This window comes from Actinosynnema sp. NPDC023794 (assembly GCF_040639675.1).
GTDB classification, from domain to species: domain Bacteria; phylum Actinomycetota; class Actinomycetes; order Mycobacteriales; family Pseudonocardiaceae; genus Actinosynnema; species Actinosynnema luteola.
Window position 1 is genome coordinate 126,181 of the sequence record NZ_JBFAFR010000011.1, and the last position, 16,497, is coordinate 142,677.

Below are 16,497 nucleotides of genomic sequence, written 5' to 3' on the forward strand. Positions count from 1 at the left end.
ACGGAATTCAGCGCAACCGCTCCAGCCCACGCGCGGTGTCCACCAGTTCCCCCGCCAACCGCCGCAACTCCGCGCCGTCGGCGCCGTCCGCGGCGGCGGTGGCGACGTCCTCCGCGGCGCACCGCAGCTGGAACAGCCGGTCCTGCAGGTCGGCCAACTCCCCCGCCGACAGCACCACGGCGTCCTCGGGCAGCCCGCCCCGCTGCACGGCGGCGCGGCGTTCGTAGGCGCGCTGCCGGCAGGGCTGCGCGCAGTACCGGCGCGGCCGTCCGATCCGTCCGCTGTCGGGCAGGCGGCGTCCGCACCAGGCGCAGTGCCTGGCTTCCTCACGGCGTGCCGCGACGGGCTCGGTCACCAACTCCATGGCGCGCGACGCTATCCCGCTACCCACCGGTCACCGCCGCGCCACGCCGCCAGGGCAGACTCCGGGTGTGACCGCGAAGCACCCGTACCTGTCCGGACCGCACCCCCGCGCGTTCGCCCACCGGGGCTGGCACCTCGACGAGCTGTCGGGGATGGAGAACTCGCTGGCCGCGTTCCGCCGCGCCCACCAGGAGGGCTACCGGTACCTGGAGACCGACGTGCACGCCACCTCCGACGGCGTGGTGGTGGTCCACCACGACGCGACCCTGGACCGCACCACCGACGCGACCGGGCCCGTGGCCGCGCAGCCGTGGTCGGCGGTGCGGCGGGCCAACGTGGGCGGGCGCGAGCCGGTCACCAGGCTGGAGGACCTGCTGGAGGAGCTGCCGGAGGCGTGGGTGAACATCGACGTCAAGGCCGACTCCGCGGTGGTGCCGGTGCTGGAGGCGCTGCGCCGCACCGACTCGCTGCACCGGGTGTGCCTGGCGTCGTTCTCGGAGAAGCGCCTGGCCCGGCTGCGGCGCCTGGGCGGCCCGGGGTTGCTGACGTCGATGGGGCCGCGGTCGGCGGGCGCGCTGTGGGCGGCCGGGCGGGTGCCGCTGGTGGGGCTGCCGGTGCGGGGCATGGTGGCGCAGGTGCCGGTCAACCAGGGCCGGCTGCTGGTGGTGGACGGCCGGTTCGTGGCCGCAGCGCACCGCCGCGGCCTGGAGGTGCACGTGTGGACCATCGACGACGAGCCGGAGATGCGGCGGCTGCTGGACCTGGGCGTCGACGGGTTGGTCACCGACCGGCCCGACCGGCTGCGCGACGTGCTGGTCGACCGGCGCGCCTGGGCGGGTGGCTGACGCGCCGCGTGGCGGCCGGGCGGACGGTTGGCAACAGCTTGGTGGTGATCACCACGAACGGATGACGGGCGATATACAGTCCGCCCCCATGAGCGTGGCCGACAGCACCGCACCCGCCGTGGACCGCAAGCGGGAACAGCGCGGGTGGATCTGGTACGACTGGGCGAACTCGGTGTTCCCGACCTCGGTCATCACCGTGTTCCTCTCCCGCTACCTGACGGCGGTGGCCTCGGAGGCCGCCCGTGCGGACACCACACGCAACGGCCCGAACGCCTGCGCCGACAGCGCGCTGGAGCGCTGCGACATCTCGCTGTTCGGCCTGTACTTCCCCGCCGGGTCGCTGTTCGGCTACCTGGTGGCGTTCGCGACGGTCGTGCAGGTGGTGGTGCTGCCGGTGATGGGTGCGATCGCCGACCGCACGCAGAACAAGCGTCGGATGCTCGGTGTCCTGGCGTTCACCGGGTCCGTCGCCACCGCCGCCCTGGCCGCGGTGGGCGGCGACGACTGGCACCTGGGCGTGGTGCTGTTCGTGCTGGCCAACATCTGCTACGGCGCGTCGATCGTCGTCTACTACTCGTTCCTGCCCGAGATCGCCTCCCCCGACGAACGCGACGCGGTGTCCTCCCGCGGCTGGGCGTTCGGCTACCTGGGCGGAGGTCTCGCGCTGGTGGTGCAGCTGGGGCTGTTCCTGGGCCACGACGCGGTCGGGGTGAGTGAGAGCGCGGCGGTGCGGATCGGGTTCGTGATCTCGGGCCTGTGGTGGGCCGGGTTCACCCTGATCCCGCTGGCCCGGCTCAAGCGGCACCAGCCGCCGCACGGCGCGGAGTCCGGCGCGTCGGTGATCACCGCCGGGTTCTCCGAGCTGCGCCAGACCGCGCGGCAGGCCCGCATGTTCCCGCTCACCCTGGCGTTCCTGGGCACCTACCTGATCTTCGCCGACGGCATCGCGACGGTCGCCAACGTCTCCGCCCAGTACGGTCGCGAGGAGCTGCGACTGGACGAGACGGTGCTGATCACCACGATCCTGATCGTGCAGTTCGTGGCGTTCTTCGGCGGCATGCTGCACGGCTGGGTGGCCCGCTGGTGGGGCGCCAAGCGCACGATCATGGCCAGCCTGTGCGTGTGGATCGTGGTGGTCGGGGCGGCGTACTTCGTCCAGGTGGGCCAGCAGGTCCAGTTCTACGGGCTCGCGGTGGGCATCGGGCTGGTGCTGGGCGGCACGAACGCGTTGTCGCGGTCGCTGTTCAGCCAGATGATCCCGCCCGGCCGCGAGGCGCAGTACTTCTCGCTCTACGAGGTCGGCGAGCGGGCGTCGTCGCCGCTGGGGATGGCGATGTTCGCGGCAGTCGGGCAGGCGACCGGTTCGTTCCGCCTGGCGATCATCTCGCTGGTCGCGTTCTTCGTCGTCGGTCTCGTGCTGCTGATCTTCGTGCCGGTGCGCAAGGCGATCGCCGCCACCGGCAACCCGGTGCCCGCCAAGGTGTGACCGGCCCGCCCGGGGTCCGTGCGACCCCGGGCGGGTGTCCGCGCGGGTCAGGTGGCGGACACGGGCGTCCGGGCCGACCAGGGCCGGAACGCCGCCGCCACGACCGCGGCGATCAGCCACGCCGCCAGCAGCGTCCACGTCGACAGCCAGGGCGTGAACACCACCGACGCCACGCCCGCCGCCACCGCGACCGGCGCGACCGCCCACCACACCCGCGACGGGGCCGGCGCCTCCCGGTGGAACGCCGCCACCGCCACGACCGCCGTCACCAGCGCGGGCGCGTGCCAGACCGTCGTCGGCCACGCCGGGGCCCCCGACGCCACCGACCACACCACCGGCGCCAGCGACACCACGCCCGACAGCCCCGCCGCGACCCGGCCCGCGGCGCGCCGGCCCGCGACCAGCGCCGCGAACGCCACCAGGGCCGCCACGTCGTACCACCAGCCCTGCACGTCGACGGCGGGACCGAGCCGGGCGATCACCGTCCACGACTGCGCCGAGGACACCAGCTGCCCGAGCAGCCCGGTCAACGCCAGCACCCGCAGCGCGGTGCCCGCCGCGCGCCGCGCGCCCAGCCGCACCCGCACCGCCAGCGCCAGCGTCGCGCCCGCCTCGCCCCAGCCCGGCCAGCCGTGCTCCAGGTCCAGGTCGTCGACGCGGTCGGCCAGGAAGATGCCGACCATCTCCTCCTCCCGCTCGGCCCGGTACCAGGCGGGCAGCACCCGCAGCAGCGCCCGGTACCGCCGTTCCAGGTTCGACTGCCCGGCGTGGGACTTCCCGGCGTCCGATCTCACAGCGCACCCCTCGCCTTCAGCACCGACGACGCGGCGCGCACGTTGGCCGACAACCGGGCCACCTCGGCCGACAACACCCGCACCCCGGCGTCGGTCAGCCGGTAGTAGCGCCGCAGCCGGCCCTGGTGGACCTCCTCGCGGTCCCGCTCGGCCAGGCCTTCGGCGACCAGCCGGTCCAGCACCCCGTACAGCGTGCCGACCCGCAGCCGCATCCGACCCTCCGACAGCCCGTCGACCGCGCGCACGATCGCGTAGCCGTGCAACGGCTCCTCCGCCAACGCGGTGAGCACCAGGAACACCTGCTCCGACATACCTCTCACACCGCACGTTATACCGCTTCGCGATATATCTCGGCAATAAATCTGGATACGGAATATCCAGGATTCGGCTAGGCTGGCGGCCGTGAAGATGACCGAGGGCGTCGAATGGGCCCTGCACTGCTGCCTGGACCTGTCCTGGGCGGGCGACACCCCCGTCCCCGCCGCCCGCCTCGCCGCGCTGCACGGCCTGCCCGCCGCCTACCTCGTCAAGCAGCTGCAGGCCCTCGGCCGCGCCGGCATCGTGCGCTCCACCCCCGGACCGCGCGGCGGCTACCTGCTCGACCGGCCGCCGCACGCCGTGACCCTCATGGACGTCGTCGCGGCCGTCGACGGCGCCGACCCCGCTTTCCGCTGCACGGAGATCCGCGCGGGCGGCCCCCACCCCACCCGCTGCGCCATCGACTCCGCCATGACCCGCGCCGACCTGGCCTGGCGCCGCGAGCTGACCGGCCGCACCCTCGCCGACCTCGACGCCGACGTGCGCCGCGCCGACCCCGACGCCCCGGCCGCCACCCGCGCCCGACTCGCCTGACCCCGAACCACCCGACAGCCCCGACCACCGACCGACGGAAAGAGGACGACCGACCGTGCCGCACACCCTGAGCAACCCCGACGAGCTGCACGACCCCACCGGCTACGGCTACAGCCACGTCGCCGCCACCAGCGGCGACCCGGTGTTCATCGCGGGCCAGTACGGCTCCGACCCCGACGGCCGCGTCGTCTCCGACGACTTCGCCGACCAGGTCGCCCGCTCCTTCGCCAACCTCGGCGTGGCGCTGCGCGCCGCGGGCCTGGACTACCCGCACGTCGCCCGCCTGGGCACCTACGTCGTCGACCACGACGCCGACCGGCTCGCCGTGCTGCTCGAGCACGTCACCCGCATCTGGGGTGACCGGCCGCCCGCGCAGACCCTGCTCGGCGTCGCCGCCCTCGCCCTGCCGGGGATGCTGTTCGAGGTCGACGCCGTCGCCGTGCGCTGACCGCCCGGCGACGGCGCCCCCCGCGCCGCCGCCTACGGGCAGCGCGCCGCCGTCACACCCCAGTACAGCAACGTCGACGTGGACGTGGTGGTGCGCCAGTACCGCCACGTCGTGCCGAACGACGTGCGGCTGCCGACGTGGTCGTAGGAGGTGTTGCCCACCGTGAACGCCGCCGTGCCGCAACGCAGGTCGAACGACGTCAACGTCTGCTCGGGGGTGCGGGTGAGGTCCACCTGGGCGCCCGCGGTGCCGTCGGGGGCGCAGCGCACCGCGTAGGCGCCCTCGTAGACGGTGAACAACCCGCCGTCGGGCCGGTAGGTGACGTGCCAGATCCGGTAGCTGCCGACGCCGGCCATCGCCGAGCCGACGTAGCCGTGGTAGTAGGTGCCGACCGGCTCCAGGTAGCCGTTGCCGTTCTCCGCCCACTTGAGCTGCTCGATGGTGGTGGTCGACGTGCACGCCCCGGCGGGCGCGGCACCGGCGGTGCCCGGTGACAGCACGGCGAGCCCCAGCACCACCGCCAGGGGTGACGCGAGCAACGCGACGATCCTGCGCATGACTCCTCCTCGGACGTCGTCGACCGGCCCGGCGCGGACCGGCGGCCGGTGTCGGGCCGTCCCGCGCCGGGCCGGTCCCCCACCGCACGGAGGAGGTCGCGGCGGCGCCGCTGATACCGCGCACTAGGGTGGCCCGCCGTGGAACCGATCACTCCCTCCCCGGACCCGACCGACGCGCTGTCCTCCGTGCCCGCCGCCGGCGCCGGTCGCGGTCTCCCGCCCACGGGGCGGCTGCGGTTCTTCTTCGGGCCCATGGACTGCGGCAAGTCGACGCTGGCCCTGCAGATCGACCACAACCAGGCCCGGCAGGGCCGCCGCGGGCTGCTGCTCGTGCGGCACGACCGCTCCGGCACGCCCACCATCTCCAGCCGCATGGGCCTGGTCCGCCACGCGCTGGAGGTCCACGAGGGCATGGACCTGTGCGAACTGGTGCGGGAGCACTGGTCGCGCGGCAGCCGGGTCGACTACGTCATCGTCGACGAGGCCCAGTTCCTCTCCGCCGAGCAGGTCGACCAGCTCGCCGAGCTCGCCGACGACGCCCACCTGGAGGTCTACTGCTTCGGCCTGGCCACCGACTTCCGCAGCTGCCTGTTCCCGGGGTCGCAGCGGCTGTTCGAGCTGGCCGACGAGCTCAACGCGATCCAGGTCGAGGTGCTGTGCTGGTGCGGGCGGCCGGGCCGGTTCAACGCCCGCGTCCACGACGGCGACGTGGTGCGCGCCGGGGACACGGTGCTGGTCGCCGACACGGTCGCGGCGGACACCGCGGAGGTCCGCTACCAGGTGCTGTGCCGCACCCACTACCGCACCGGCGACCTCGGGCCGCACACCGTGGACGGCCGTCAGCTCAGCCTCGCCTGACCCCGCCTCACCGGACCCGGCTGGACGCCCACCCCCCGGTCGTCCCACAATGGGCAATTCGAAGTTGCCGATCCCGGGACGACCCATGAGCGACGACACCGCCGACGACCCGACCGACGAGGTGCTGGACAAGGTCGGCGAGCGGCTGCGCCACATCCGCACGAGCCGGGGCGCGACGCTGGCCGACCTGGCGGAGGCGACGGGGTCTCCAAGAGCACCCTGTCGCGCCTGGAGTCGGGGCAGCGGCGGCCGAGCCTGGAGCTGCTGCTGCCGATCGCCCGGGCGCACCGCGTGCCGCTGGACGAGCTGGTGGGCGCGCCGCCGGTCGGCGATCCGCGGATCAGGCCGGTGCCGGTCCGCCGCAACGGCATGACGGTGCTGCCGCTGACGCAGCAGCCGGGCGGCCTGCAGGCGTTCAAGATGATCATCCCGGACCGGGGCGAGCCGGATCCGCGCACGCACACCGGCTACGAGTGGCTCTACGTGCTCTCGGGGCGGCTGCGGCTGATCCTGGCCGATCACGACGTGGTGCTGGGGCCCGGCGAGGCGGCGGAGTTCGACACGCGGCTGCCGCACTGGTTCGGGCCGGCGGGTCCGGAGCCGGTGGAGATCCTGAGCCTGTTCGGCAAGCAGGGCGAGCAGATCCACATGCGCACCCGGCGCAGGACGTGACGCGCGGTGGCGGTCACACTGTGCGCATGAGGGCGGGGCGCACGTCGGCCGGGCGCGGGACGGGACGTCGGGCGTGACGGGCGGGCGCAGTGCCGGGATCCTGCTGCACCGGGTGGTCGACGGCGAGCGGCAGGTGCTGCTGGGCCACATGGGCGGCCCGTTCTGGGCGCGCAAGGACGAGGGGGCGTGGTCGATCCCCAAGGGCGAGCCGGACGGCGACGAGGACCTGGAGGCGACGGCCCGCCGGGAGTTCGCCGAGGAACTGGGGCTGCCGGTGCCCGAGGGCGAGCTCGTGCCGTTGGGCGAGGTGCGGCAGTCCGGCGGCAAGATCGTGACCGCGTGGGCCCTGGAAGGCGATCTGGACCCCGAACGGGTGGTTCCGGGGACGTTCACCCTGGAGTGGCCGCGCGGGTCCGGGACGGTGCGGGAGTTCCCCGAGGTGGACCGGGTGGCCTGGTTTTCTCTCCTCCAGGCGCGGGTAAAGCTGGTGAAGGCCCAACGGGAGCTGCTCGACCGCCTCGCCGAAAAACACTCTTTCGAGTGACACTGAAGTCATCGAACGGATAAAGCGTCCGATTGGACGTTTGGGTGCGGTCCGGACGGGTGATTCATCCTCATGTCCGCCACCGAGCACACTCGTCCGGCCACCCAGCGTGGTGACGTCCCCTGAACTTCAGGAAATAACTTTGCGTAACCGTAACCATGATGGACGTCACTACCGGCGAGTTAAACCCGCCGTAACGTCGCCCTGTGTGGTCGGTCTAAGCTGTCGCAGCCGCACGACTTCTGCCAGGACTGCTCCATCAGTGTGATGGGGTCGCCCGGTAGCTTGATAACGCGTCACGATCCGGCCGCGATTGCATCCCTTAGGAGGAAGCCTTCGTTGACGGGTGAAAGACGTCACTGTGGGCGACGATGACCGTGAAGCCGGGAACGAACGGAGCAGTCCGATCGTTGCACTCGGTGAGCAACAAGCCTGGGCCCCGGCCCTGAGCCGAGCGAAAGGACACCGCCATGGCCGACCGCGTTCTACGGGGTAGCCGGCTCGGAGCAGTCAGCTACGAGACCGACCGCAATCACGACCTCGCCCCGCGCCGGTCGGTGCGGTACGCCTGCCCCAAGGGCCACGACTTCGAGGTCCCGTTCTCCGACGACGCCGAGATCCCGCACACCTGGGAGTGCCGCCTGCACGGCCAGGAGTCGAAGATCATCGACGGCGCCGAGCCGGAGGCGAAGAAGGTCAAGCCGCCGCGCACGCACTGGGACATGCTCCTGGAGCGGCGCACGATCCCGGAGCTCGAGGAGCTGCTGGACGAGCGGCTGGAGGAGCTGAAGGGGCGGCGCACCCGCACCGCCTGACCGCGTCGACGTGCGAGGGGCCCGCCGGAATCCGTTCCGGCGGGCCCCTCGGCGTGCGCGGGTCTAGCGGTTGCTGGGGGTCTTCGCCTTCTTGGGGGCGATGAGGTCCCGCAGCTGGGTGCCGCGGCGGCGCAGGCCCCACTTGGTGACGCGGATGAGCGCTTCGCGGACGATGTCGCCGCTCATCTTGGACACGCCGATCTCACGCTCGGTGAACGTGATGGGCACTTCGACGACCCGGTAGCCGAGTTCGATCGTGCGCCAGCCGAGGTCGATCTGGAAGCAGTAGCCGGCCGAGGCGACGTTGTGCAGGTTGAGGTTGCGCAGCACGTCGGTGCGGTAGGCGCGGAAGCCCGCGGTGATGTCCTTGACCGACGCGCCCAGCGCGAGCCTGGAGTACAGGTTGGCGCCGCGGGAGAGGAACTCGCGCTTCTTGGGCCAGTTGACCACGGTGCCGCCGGGCACGTAGCGGGAGCCGATCACGAGGTCGGCGTCGTGCAGGGCGTCGAGCATGCGGGGCAGGTCCTCGGGGGCGTGGGAGCCGTCGGCGTCCATCTCCACGAGCACCTGGTAGCCGCGTTCCATGCCCCAGCCGAACCCGGCGATGTAGGCCGCGCCGAGTCCGGCCTTCTCCGTGCGGTGCAGCACGTGCACGCGGTCGTCGGCGGCGGCCAGCTCGTCGGCCAGCTGTCCTGTGCCGTCCGGGCTGCCGTCGTCGACCACGAGGGCGTGCACCTGCGGCAGCGCGGTGTGCAGCCGCTGCACGATCTTCCCGATGTTGTCCCGCTCGTTGTAGGTCGGGATCACCACCAGCACCGGCCCGAGCTCGCGGTCAGGCTGCGCCTGCTGGTCCGCCATCCGTGTCCTCCTCGCCGACTCCCGCACCAGGGGTCGGACGCGTCCGTCGTCGTGTCACTGTCAAGGCGATCGCCACGGCCATCAGGCCCAGAGCGGTCATCACCCACTCGGGCCATGCGCCGAGCCGGGTGGCCAGCGTAGCCTCCCCCCGCAGCGGGACCGTGGCCACCAGCGCGTCGGCGGTGAACAGGCCGGTCCGCTGGGTGACGGACCCGTCCGGCTGCACGATGGCGGACACGCCGCTCGTGGCGGAGACGATCACGGATTTGCCGTGTTCGACGGCGCGGACGCGGGACATGGCCAGTTGCTGGTAGGTCATCTCGGTGTAGCCGAAGGTGGCGTTGTTGGTGGGGATGGCGATGAGGTTCGCGCCTTCGGTGATGGAGTCGCGCACCACGCCGTCGAACGCGACCTCGTAGCAGGTGTCGATGGCGACCTTGGCGGGCCCCATGGTGAAGCCCTCGGGGTCGGTGCCGGGTTGGAACGTGCCGGCGCGGTCGACGGTGTCGGTGAAGATCCGGAAGAACTCGCGGTAGGGCATGGTCTCGCCGAAGGGCTGCAGCTGCCGCTTGGTGTAGGTGTCGGTGGGGCCGACGCCGGGTTCGTAGAGCACGACGGTGTTGCGGGGCAGCTTGTCGTCGGGGTCGATGACGACGGCGCCGACGGCGATGGGCGCGCCGATGGCCTCGGTGGCGCGTTGGATCCGGGTGGCGGCGTCGACGTTGCGGAAGGGGTCGATGTCGGAGGAGTTCTCCGGCCAGATGACCAGGTCGGGCTGGTCGGCGCGGCCGGCGCGGATGTCCTCGGCGAGCTGCAGGGTGCGGGCGACGTGGTTGTCGAGCACGGCGCGGCGTTGGGCGTTGAAGTCCAGGCCGGCGCGGGGCACGTTGCCCTGGATGGCGGCGACGGTCGCGGTGCCCTGGTCGGGGTCGGTGTGCACGAGGGCGGTGGCGGCGACGCCGGCGGCGAGGGGCAGCACGAGGGCGGGCACGCCGAGTTTCCAGTTCCGGAGCAGGTGGGCGGCGCCGAGGCCGGTGAGGGCGACGGCGAACCCGATCAGGGGCGCCCCGCCGAGGGAGGCCAGCGGCAGGTACCAGCCTTCGGGTTGGCCGAAGGCGATCTTGCCCCAGGGGAAGCCGCCGAAGGGCACGACGGCGCGCAGGGCCTCGTCGGCGACCCACACCAGCGCCATCCACAGGGGCGCGCCGGGCAGTCGGGACACCGCGGCCATGGCGGCCGTGCCGACGGCGACGAGGACCGCGCACAGCAGGGCCAGCGGGAGCCAGGCGATGAGGCCGACGAACTCGCCGGTCCAGCGCAGCAGGGGCGCCATGAACGCCAGCCCCCACACCAGGCCGAGGCCGAACCCGGCGCGGGCGCGGCGTCCGTGCAGGAGCAGGCCGAGGACGGCGAACCCGACGGGCGCGAGCCACCAGGTCGTGCGTGGGGGGAAGCTGAGGAACACCGCGGCTCCGCCGGCGGCGGCGAGGAGCGTGCGCAGCAGCGTGCCGCGCACGTCCCGGCGGCGGGCGGGGGGCGTGTCGGCGACGGGTTGATCCGGCGTCACGGGGGCTGCGACCACCGGATCAGCCTACGAGCCGCCGGTCACGAACCGGCAGCCCGGTCACCGACCGGCTCCCCCGCCCGCGTCACCCGACGCGGTACCGGCAGGAGACGGGCCGGAGGTCCTTCCCCGCCACCGCCCGCGGCTGCACGACCCGCATCCGGTGCCTTTGACCCCGACGTCCGGGACCCCGACGTCCGGGACGTCGTCGCGTCGGTGGTCGGACGCCGCCACGGCGCCGTGCTCGTGGCCTCGCGCCCGTGTGCCGCGGCTGCCGTCGAGCGCGGACACGGACGGGTGACGGTGGGGGTGGGGTGACGTGTGGGGGCGGCCGGGGTTGCCCGGGGGTTGGGTCGTGGCTGGTGGGGGTAGGAAATCAGGGTTCCCACCGATGTCGGCGGGACCGGGCGCGGGGAGGGTGGAGGCATGACCACGTTGACCAGGCCTCAGGACCGGAAGATCATCGCGGGTGTGTGTGCGGGGCTGGCGGCCCGGTACGGGTGGAGGGCGAGCACCGTGCGGTGGGTGTTCGTGCTGTCCTGCCTGTTGCCGGGGCCGCAGTTCCTGATCTACCTGGTGTTGTGGGTGATGATGCCGAAGCGGCCTTATTGACGGCTGTCGACGAGGGCCTGGATGCCGTCCAGGACGCGGTCCAGGCCGAAGGTGAAGGCGTGGTCGCCGTCGTAGGCGGCGCCGTGGGACTCGCCGGCGGCGGCGCCGACGCGGGCGGCGACGGGGAACCGCGCGGGGTCGAGGACCTGGGCGAGCAGCGGCGCGGCGGTCTGCCACCACTGGTCGTCGGTGAGGCCGGTGCGGTCGCGGGTGCGGTCGGCGTCGACGGTGACCTGGACGGCGGCGCGGACGTGGGCCAGGACGAGGGTGAGGACGGAGTCCATCTCCAGGTCGGTGAGGCCGATGCCGTCGACGGCGCGCAGTTCGTAGTCGTACTTGGCGACGACCTGGGGTCCGAGGACGGCGCGGTTGGCGGGGACCTGGAGCAGCCAGGGGTGGCGCAGGTGCAGGTCGCGGTTGTCGCGGGCGATGCGGGCGAGTCGGCCGCGCCACCCGCCGGGCACGTCGGCGGGGCGGGGTGTCTCGCCGTGCACGGCGTCGACCATGGCGTCGAGGAGTTCGGCTTTGCCGGGGACGTGGGTGTAGAGGGACATGGTGCCGACGCCGAGGGCGTCGGCGACGCGGCGCATGGACAGCGCGGCGAGTCCTTCGGTGTCGGCGAGGTGGACGGCGGCGGCGACGATGCGGTCCACGCCGAGGTCCTTGCGGCCGCGGTGGGCGCCGGTGCGCCACAGCACCGCGAGGGTCCGGGCGGGGTCGCCGGTGGGTTCGGTGGCCACGCGCGTCACCCTACGGGTGGTGGGTGTCGGTGAGGGCGGCGCGGACGATGTCGAGGGCTTCGTCGCCGGTGAGGCCTTGGTCGCGGGCGGTGGCGGCGTAGGCGCGGGCGGCGCGCAGGACGCGTTCGCGGCCGCGTTGGCCGGCGGCGCTGACGACGGTGCCGGCGCGGCCGCGGGTTTCGATGAGGCCGGCTTCCTCGAGTTCGCGGTAGGCGCGGGCGACGGTGTTGACGGCGAGGCCGAGGTCGGCGGCCAGGGCGCGCACGGTGGGCAGGCGGGTGCCGACGGCCAGGTCGCGGTCGGTGATCCGGCGGGCGAACTGGGACCGCACCTGCTCGTAGGGCGGCACGGGCGAGGCCGGGTCGATGCTGATCACGCGTCGATAGTGGCAGAGGTCGGGTCGGGGGCGCGTGCGGGCGTGGGGTGACGTCGGGTCGCCGGTCGGGCACGGGGCGTGGCAGGGTGGTGGTCGTGTCGCGCGGACCGCTGCTGCCGACCGTGGCCTTGGCGTTGGTCACGGGTGTGGTCGTGGCCGTGGCGTTGTTCGCGCCGGGCCGTCACGTCCCGGGCTCCCCGACGCCGCGCTGCGCGACGTTGCAGGTGTTGTTGGACACCGACGAGGAGATGCGGCGGGTGGCGGGCGAGTTGCGCGGTGACCGTCGGGTGCGCGAGGTGCTCGACGAGCGGACGCAGGCGGACAACCACGCCCGGTTGACCGCGCAGTTGCGGGCGTCGGGGCGGGACGACCTGGCGGACGCGGCGCGGGTGGAGGGGACACCGGCGTCGTTGCGGGTGGTGGAGGCGTCCGGGGTGGACGCCGCGGAGTTGGCCGAGGAGTTGCGGCTGGAGCACCGGGTGAACCTGGTGGACGTGTGCGAGGAGCCCGAGGGCGGTCACTGAGAGCGGTCGCCGGGGGTGGTCACCGGGGTTTCCCGGGGGCGACGACGGTGCCGCGGGCGCGGGTGACGACGAGGGGCGGGTCGAGGACGTCGGCGGCCGAGGGGCCGCGGTCGGGGGCGCTGCGGCAGACGACGCGGGCTTCGAAGTCGATCTCGCGGGAGCGGGTGCCGACGCGGACGAGGGTGGCGGTGGCCTCGATGACGTCGCCGGCGTGGACGGGTGCGAGGAACTCGACGGCGGAGTAGGCGGCGAAGAGCCCTTCGTCGCCGTCGGTGCGGATGAGCAGTTCGGTGGCGACGTCGCCGAACAGGCCGAGTCCGTAGGCGCCGTCGACGAGGGCGCCGCCGTAGTGGGCGTGGGAGTGGGGCACGTAGCGGCGGTGGGTGACGGTGAATCCCTCGGTGAGGCTCACGCGTTCTCCTTGCGGGGTGTGGTGGGCGCGGTCCGGGTGGTCGCGGTCCGGGTGGTGGTGGTCTGCGCGGTGGTGGTTCTGCTCCGGATGGCGTGGGTGAGGTAGCTGGCGACCTCACCGGGGGTGGTGCCGCGGCCGAACACGCGGTCCACGCCCAGTTCGGCCGCCATGAGCGGGTCGAAGCGGGGTCCGCCGGCGATGAGCAGCGGTCGCCGCTCCCCCATGGCCTCGCGGAACGCGGCGGACATCTCGCGGGTGTTGAGGATGTGCGCGTCGCGTTGGGTGACGACCTGGGAGACGAGGACGGCGTCGGCTTTCTCGGCGCGGGCGCGGCGGACGAGTTCGGGCACGGAGACCTGCGCGCCGAGGTTCACGACCTTGAGCTCGCGGTAGTACTCCAGGCCTTTCTCGCCGGCGAAGCCCTTGATGTTGAGGATGGCGTCGATGCCGACGGTGTGGGCGTCGGTGCCGATGCAGGCGCCGACGACGACGAGTTTGCGGCGCAGCAGCTTCTTGAGGGTGGTGTTGATCTCGGCGGGTGGCAGCAGCGGGTATTCGCGTTCGACGACGCGCACGTCGTCGAGGTCGACGATGTGGCGGACGGAGCCGTAGACGACGAAGAAGGTGAAGTCGTCGCCGATGGGGTGGGAGTGCACGACCATGGCGGGGTCGATGCCCATCTTGTTGGCCAGTTGCTGGGCGGCGCCGTCGGCGTGGGGGCCGGCGGGGACGGGCAGGGTGAACGAGGTCTGCACCATGCCGTCGCCGGTGGTGTCGCCGTAGGGGCGGACGTGGCGCTTCACGGGTGTGCCTCCAGCAGGTCCGCGGCGGGGTTGAGGTAGTCGTCGGCTTTCTCCACGACGCCGTCGGCGCCCTTGCCGCCGTCGGCGGGGCGTTTCATGAGGCCGAAGGTGCCGTCGGCGATGGCGTCGAGCAGGCCGTCGTCGACGATGCGGGCGAGCAGGTCGACGGCCTCGCCGAGGACGTGGTGGGCGCGTTCGACGATGAGCCCGTCGGGTGCGGGCCGGAAGTCCTCGCGCAGTCCGCCGGCGGCGTCGAGGACGTAGCGGACGTTGCGCAGGGCGAGGTCGCGGTCGGACAGGAACGGGGTGACGACGGCTTCGGTCATCATGCCGACGAGCAGGATGGACTGGCCGGTGAGCAGGCCGGCGAGGGTGAAGAACCCGTCGAGCAGGTAGCCGTGGAACACGTCGCCGGTCATGTGCTTGGTGGGCGGCATCCACTTCAGCGGCGCGTCGGGGAACAGTTCGCGGGCGAGCAGGGCGTGCGCGAGCTCGAGGCGGAACGACTCGGGCACGGCGGGGTCGATCTCGAAGGCGTGGCCGAGGCCGAGGAGGTGGTCGGGCAGGCCGGCTTCGTGGGCGAAGTGCTCGTTGAGCAGTTGGGACACGGTGACGGTGTGGGCGGCGTCGACGGCGTCGGCGGTGGTGAGGTAGTTGTCCTCGCCGGTGTTGATGACGATGCCGGCGCGGGCGTGGACCTGCCGGGAGAAGCGCTGGTCGACGAAGGTGCGGATCGGGTTGATGTCGCGGAACAGGATGCCGTACATGGAGTCGTTGAGCATCATGTCGAGGCGTTGCAGGCCGGCGAGGACGGCGATCTCGGGCATGCACAGCCCGGAGGCGTAGTTGGTGAGCCGCACGTACCGGCCGACTTCGCGGGACACCTCGTCGAGGGCCGCGCGCATGATGCGGAAGTTCTCCTGGGTGGCGTAGGTGCCGGCGAAGCCGTGGTGGGTGGCGCCTTCGGGGACGTAGTCGAGCAGGGACTGGCCGGTGGAGCGGATGACGGCGATGACGTCGGCGCCGGCGCGGGCGGCGTTGCGGGCCTGCACGACGTCCTCGTCGATGTCGCCGGTGGCGACGATGAGGTAGATCCAGGGCCGTCGGGGCGGGTCGCCGAGCCTGGCGACGAGCTTGTCGCGGTGCGCGCGGTTGCGGTCGACGGTGCGCAGGCCTCTGGTGACGGCGGCGGTGGCGGCCTTGCGCGCCCGTTCCCGGTCGCGGCCGGTGGGCAGGGTGTAGCGGACCTGTCCGGCGGCGGTGGCCTCGGCGAGGTCGGTGAGGGTGGCGAGGTCGTGCTCGCGCAGGGCGTGGAAGACGGGCAGGGCGACGCCGTGTTCGAGGCCGCAGTGCTCGCGGACGGTGTCGACGACGCGGTTGACCCAGGGGACGTCGCCGGCGCGGTGGGTGGTGTCGGCGCCGGTGATGCCGGCCAGGCGGAGCGTGGCGCGCTCGACCGCCACCGTGGTGTGGGCCTTGGCGAGGGCCACCACCGGTTCGGCGGCCTTGGCGGCGAGTTCCCTCGCCGTCGCGACCACCTTCGGGTCGAGGTCGAGCAACGCCATCGGGTTCACTCCTGTTCGTCGGGGTGGGTCTGGGCGCGGATCTCCGCCCGTGCGCGCGCCAGTCGCGGGCGCACCAGGGACGGGAGGATGCCGAGGGTCGCCGCGATCTCGGTCACGGACCGGCCTTCGATCTCCTTGAGCACGTAGACCGACCGCAGGTCGGGCCGCAGCCGGGCCAGGGCCCGGGTCTCGGCCTCCGTGGGTTCCCGGGGCGGCCCGCCGCGCACGGTCGGGGGTGGGATCGGCGTGGCGCGCCGGAGTCCGCGGGTCAGTTCGAGGATCTCGTTGAGCACGTCGCGGTCGGAGCGGACCGGCCCGTGGCCGGGTGCGGTGGCGCGGAAGTCGGCCACCGCGGCGGTGAAGTCGTCCCACTCGCGGTCGAGGAACCTGGCGAGGCGTTGCGCGGGCAGGGGCTCGGGCAGTTCGGCGTTGACCGCGTCGAGCAGGGCGAGGACGTCGGTCTTCTCCCCCGCGTCGACGGCCTGGAACTGGCTGAGCGGCCCGGTGACGTCGGTCTTGGCGAGATCCAGCAGCAGGGGGATCACCTTGGCCTGGCCGACGCTCTTGGAGATCGCGCCTGCCTCGAAGTTGATCCACGGCGAGTGCTGGCCGGCCGCGGACAGCACGACGATCCCGAAGCTGGTGCCCTCGAGCGCGCCGCCGAGTTCGGCCATGCTCAGCGAGCCCTTGGCGATGTCCTTGTCCGACATCCACGGCTTGACCGCCTGGATGACCAGGGGCAGCCATTCGCGCAGGAACAGGGCGAACTGCCGTTCGGCGTCACCGGACCAGGAGAGGAAGACCTTCAC

21 protein-coding genes and 1 pseudogene are annotated in these 16,497 nt (G+C 72.9%); 10 read left to right on the forward strand and 12 right to left on the reverse strand.

All coding sequences use genetic code 11. The annotated features are described in order from the left end of the window. Nucleotides 1-7 precede the first annotated feature (7 nt). Nucleotides 8-364, reverse strand: a complete 357-nt coding sequence (locus AB0H12_RS23320) for a hypothetical protein (protein ID WP_053722362.1) — start codon at nt 362-364, stop codon at nt 8-10. 67 nt (nt 365-431) lie between these two features. Here AB0H12_RS23320 and AB0H12_RS23325 point away from each other — a divergent pair, with 67 nt between their 5' ends. Next, nucleotides 432-1,208: a glycerophosphodiester phosphodiesterase family protein gene (locus AB0H12_RS23325; RefSeq protein ID WP_499625171.1), complete on the forward strand. Its 777-nt coding sequence runs from the start codon at nt 432-434 to the stop codon at nt 1,206-1,208. An 88-nt stretch (nt 1,209-1,296) separates the two neighbouring features. After that, a complete protein-coding gene (locus AB0H12_RS23330) occupies nt 1,297-2,694 on the forward strand; it encodes an MFS transporter (protein WP_499625173.1) in 1,398 nt (465 codons plus the stop codon). 47 nt (nt 2,695-2,741) lie between these two features. Here AB0H12_RS23330 and AB0H12_RS23335 read toward each other — a convergent pair whose 3' ends face one another. Together AB0H12_RS23335 and AB0H12_RS23340 are read right to left on the reverse strand one after the other, a co-directional pair. Then, nucleotides 2,742-3,488, reverse strand: a complete 747-nt coding sequence (locus AB0H12_RS23335) for a hypothetical protein (protein ID WP_499625175.1) — start codon at nt 3,486-3,488, stop codon at nt 2,742-2,744. Next, nucleotides 3,485-3,799 (reverse strand): PadR family transcriptional regulator, encoded by a 315-nt coding sequence (locus AB0H12_RS23340; RefSeq protein ID WP_184929076.1) that lies wholly within the window; start codon nt 3,797-3,799, stop codon nt 3,485-3,487. The genes AB0H12_RS23335 and AB0H12_RS23340 overlap by 4 nt, the downstream gene beginning before the upstream one ends. A 91-nt stretch (nt 3,800-3,890) precedes the next feature. Between AB0H12_RS23340 and AB0H12_RS23345 the strand changes: the two genes are divergently transcribed. Beyond that, nucleotides 3,891-4,340, forward strand: a complete 450-nt coding sequence (locus tag AB0H12_RS23345) for an RrF2 family transcriptional regulator (RefSeq protein ID WP_499625177.1) — start codon at nt 3,891-3,893, stop codon at nt 4,338-4,340. 55 nt (nt 4,341-4,395) lie between these two features. Then, complete coding sequence (locus AB0H12_RS23350) at nt 4,396-4,788, forward strand: RidA family protein (RefSeq protein WP_499625179.1); 393 nt, start codon at nt 4,396-4,398, stop codon at nt 4,786-4,788. A 32-nt stretch (nt 4,789-4,820) separates the two neighbouring features. On the opposite strand, the gene AB0H12_RS23355 is transcribed toward AB0H12_RS23350, so the two are convergent. Then, entirely contained in the window at nt 4,821-5,345 is a 525-nt protein-coding gene (locus AB0H12_RS23355) for a hypothetical protein (protein WP_499625181.1), read from the reverse strand. Between the two features lie 138 nt (nt 5,346-5,483). On the opposite strand from AB0H12_RS23355, the gene AB0H12_RS23360 reads away from it, so the two are divergent. The 4 genes and pseudogenes from AB0H12_RS23360 to AB0H12_RS23375 all read left to right on the forward strand — a co-directional run bounded on the left by AB0H12_RS23360 (nt 5,484) and on the right by AB0H12_RS23375 (nt 8,234). Beyond that, entirely contained in the window at nt 5,484-6,203 is a 720-nt protein-coding gene (locus tag AB0H12_RS23360; RefSeq protein ID WP_499625183.1) for a thymidine kinase, read from the forward strand. Between the two features lie 85 nt (nt 6,204-6,288). Next, a pseudogene (locus AB0H12_RS23365) lies at nt 6,289-6,875 on the forward strand (helix-turn-helix domain-containing protein). 73 nt (nt 6,876-6,948) lie between these two features. Then, the gene (locus AB0H12_RS23370) at nt 6,949-7,419 is read left to right on the forward strand and encodes an NUDIX hydrolase (RefSeq protein ID WP_499625184.1); all 471 of its coding nucleotides are present in this window, start codon (nt 6,949-6,951) and stop codon (nt 7,417-7,419) included. A 470-nt stretch (nt 7,420-7,889) separates the two neighbouring features. After that, nucleotides 7,890-8,234: an RNA polymerase-binding protein RbpA gene (locus AB0H12_RS23375; protein ID WP_053722354.1), complete on the forward strand. Its 345-nt coding sequence runs from the start codon at nt 7,890-7,892 to the stop codon at nt 8,232-8,234. 63 nt (nt 8,235-8,297) lie between these two features. On the opposite strand, the gene AB0H12_RS23380 is transcribed toward AB0H12_RS23375, so the two are convergent. Then, nucleotides 8,298-9,092: a polyprenol monophosphomannose synthase gene (locus AB0H12_RS23380; protein ID WP_230567971.1), complete on the reverse strand. Its 795-nt coding sequence runs from the start codon at nt 9,090-9,092 to the stop codon at nt 8,298-8,300. After that, nucleotides 9,067-10,674 carry an apolipoprotein N-acyltransferase gene (gene lnt / locus AB0H12_RS23385; protein ID WP_499625186.1) on the reverse strand — a complete coding sequence of 536 codons (1,608 nt, stop codon included), beginning with the start codon at nt 10,672-10,674 and terminating at the stop codon, nt 9,067-9,069. The genes AB0H12_RS23380 and lnt overlap by 26 nt, the downstream gene beginning before the upstream one ends. 408 nt (nt 10,675-11,082) lie before the next feature. Here lnt and AB0H12_RS23390 point away from each other — a divergent pair, with 408 nt between their 5' ends. Continuing rightward, nucleotides 11,083-11,268: a PspC domain-containing protein gene (locus tag AB0H12_RS23390; RefSeq protein WP_230567974.1), complete on the forward strand. Its 186-nt coding sequence runs from the start codon at nt 11,083-11,085 to the stop codon at nt 11,266-11,268. On the opposite strand, the gene AB0H12_RS23395 is transcribed toward AB0H12_RS23390, so the two are convergent. Continuing rightward, nucleotides 11,262-12,008 (reverse strand): TetR/AcrR family transcriptional regulator, encoded by a 747-nt coding sequence (locus AB0H12_RS23395; RefSeq protein ID WP_499625188.1) that lies wholly within the window; start codon nt 12,006-12,008, stop codon nt 11,262-11,264. The genes AB0H12_RS23390 and AB0H12_RS23395 overlap by 7 nt on opposite strands. A 10-nt stretch (nt 12,009-12,018) precedes the next feature. Next, on the reverse strand, nt 12,019-12,384 hold the full coding sequence (locus tag AB0H12_RS23400) for a GntR family transcriptional regulator (RefSeq protein WP_499625190.1): 366 nt from the start codon (nt 12,382-12,384) through the stop codon (nt 12,019-12,021). 95 nt (nt 12,385-12,479) lie between these two features. Here AB0H12_RS23400 and AB0H12_RS23405 point away from each other — a divergent pair, with 95 nt between their 5' ends. Further along, nucleotides 12,480-12,908 carry a hypothetical protein gene (locus AB0H12_RS23405; protein WP_499625192.1) on the forward strand — a complete coding sequence of 143 codons (429 nt, stop codon included), beginning with the start codon at nt 12,480-12,482 and terminating at the stop codon, nt 12,906-12,908. A 19-nt stretch (nt 12,909-12,927) separates the two neighbouring features. Here the strand turns inward: AB0H12_RS23405 and kal are convergent, their stop codons facing one another. The 4 genes from kal to AB0H12_RS23425 are packed head-to-tail and all read right to left on the reverse strand — an operon-like array spanning nt 12,928 to nt 16,497. Then, complete coding sequence (gene kal / locus AB0H12_RS23410) at nt 12,928-13,320, reverse strand: 3-aminobutyryl-CoA ammonia lyase (protein ID WP_499625193.1); 393 nt, start codon at nt 13,318-13,320, stop codon at nt 12,928-12,930. Next, entirely contained in the window at nt 13,317-14,123 is an 807-nt protein-coding gene (kamE, locus tag AB0H12_RS23415) for a lysine 5,6-aminomutase subunit beta (RefSeq protein ID WP_499625195.1), read from the reverse strand. The genes kal and kamE overlap by 4 nt, the downstream gene beginning before the upstream one ends. Next, the gene (gene kamD / locus AB0H12_RS23420) at nt 14,120-15,688 is read right to left on the reverse strand and encodes a lysine 5,6-aminomutase subunit alpha (protein WP_499625197.1); all 1,569 of its coding nucleotides are present in this window, start codon (nt 15,686-15,688) and stop codon (nt 14,120-14,122) included. The genes kamE and kamD overlap by 4 nt, the downstream gene beginning before the upstream one ends. A gap of 5 nt (nt 15,689-15,693) precedes the next feature. Continuing rightward, a complete protein-coding gene (locus tag AB0H12_RS23425) occupies nt 15,694-16,497 on the reverse strand; it encodes a TIR domain-containing protein (RefSeq protein ID WP_499625199.1) in 804 nt (267 codons plus the stop codon).

Bases quoted from the DNA above. Each gene is read 5' to 3' on its own strand.
- AB0H12_RS23320 (WP_053722362.1), bottom strand. From the start codon at position 364: ATGGAGTTGGTGACCGAGCCCGTCGCGGCACGCCGTGAGGAAGCCAGG.
- AB0H12_RS23330 (WP_499625173.1), top strand. From the start codon at position 1,297: ATGAGCGTGGCCGACAGCACCGCACCCGCCGTGGACCGCAAGCGGGAA.
- AB0H12_RS23340 (WP_184929076.1), bottom strand. From the start codon at position 3,799: ATGTCGGAGCAGGTGTTCCTGGTGCTCACCGCGTTGGCGGAGGAGCCG.
- AB0H12_RS23355 (WP_499625181.1), bottom strand. From the start codon at position 5,345: ATGCGCAGGATCGTCGCGTTGCTCGCGTCACCCCTGGCGGTGGTGCTG.
- AB0H12_RS23375 (WP_053722354.1), top strand. From the start codon at position 7,890: ATGGCCGACCGCGTTCTACGGGGTAGCCGGCTCGGAGCAGTCAGCTAC.
- AB0H12_RS23380 (WP_230567971.1), bottom strand. From the start codon at position 9,092: ATGGCGGACCAGCAGGCGCAGCCTGACCGCGAGCTCGGGCCGGTGCTG.
- AB0H12_RS23390 (WP_230567974.1), top strand. From the start codon at position 11,083: ATGACCACGTTGACCAGGCCTCAGGACCGGAAGATCATCGCGGGTGTG.
- kamD (WP_499625197.1), bottom strand. From the start codon at position 15,688: ATGGCGTTGCTCGACCTCGACCCGAAGGTGGTCGCGACGGCGAGGGAA.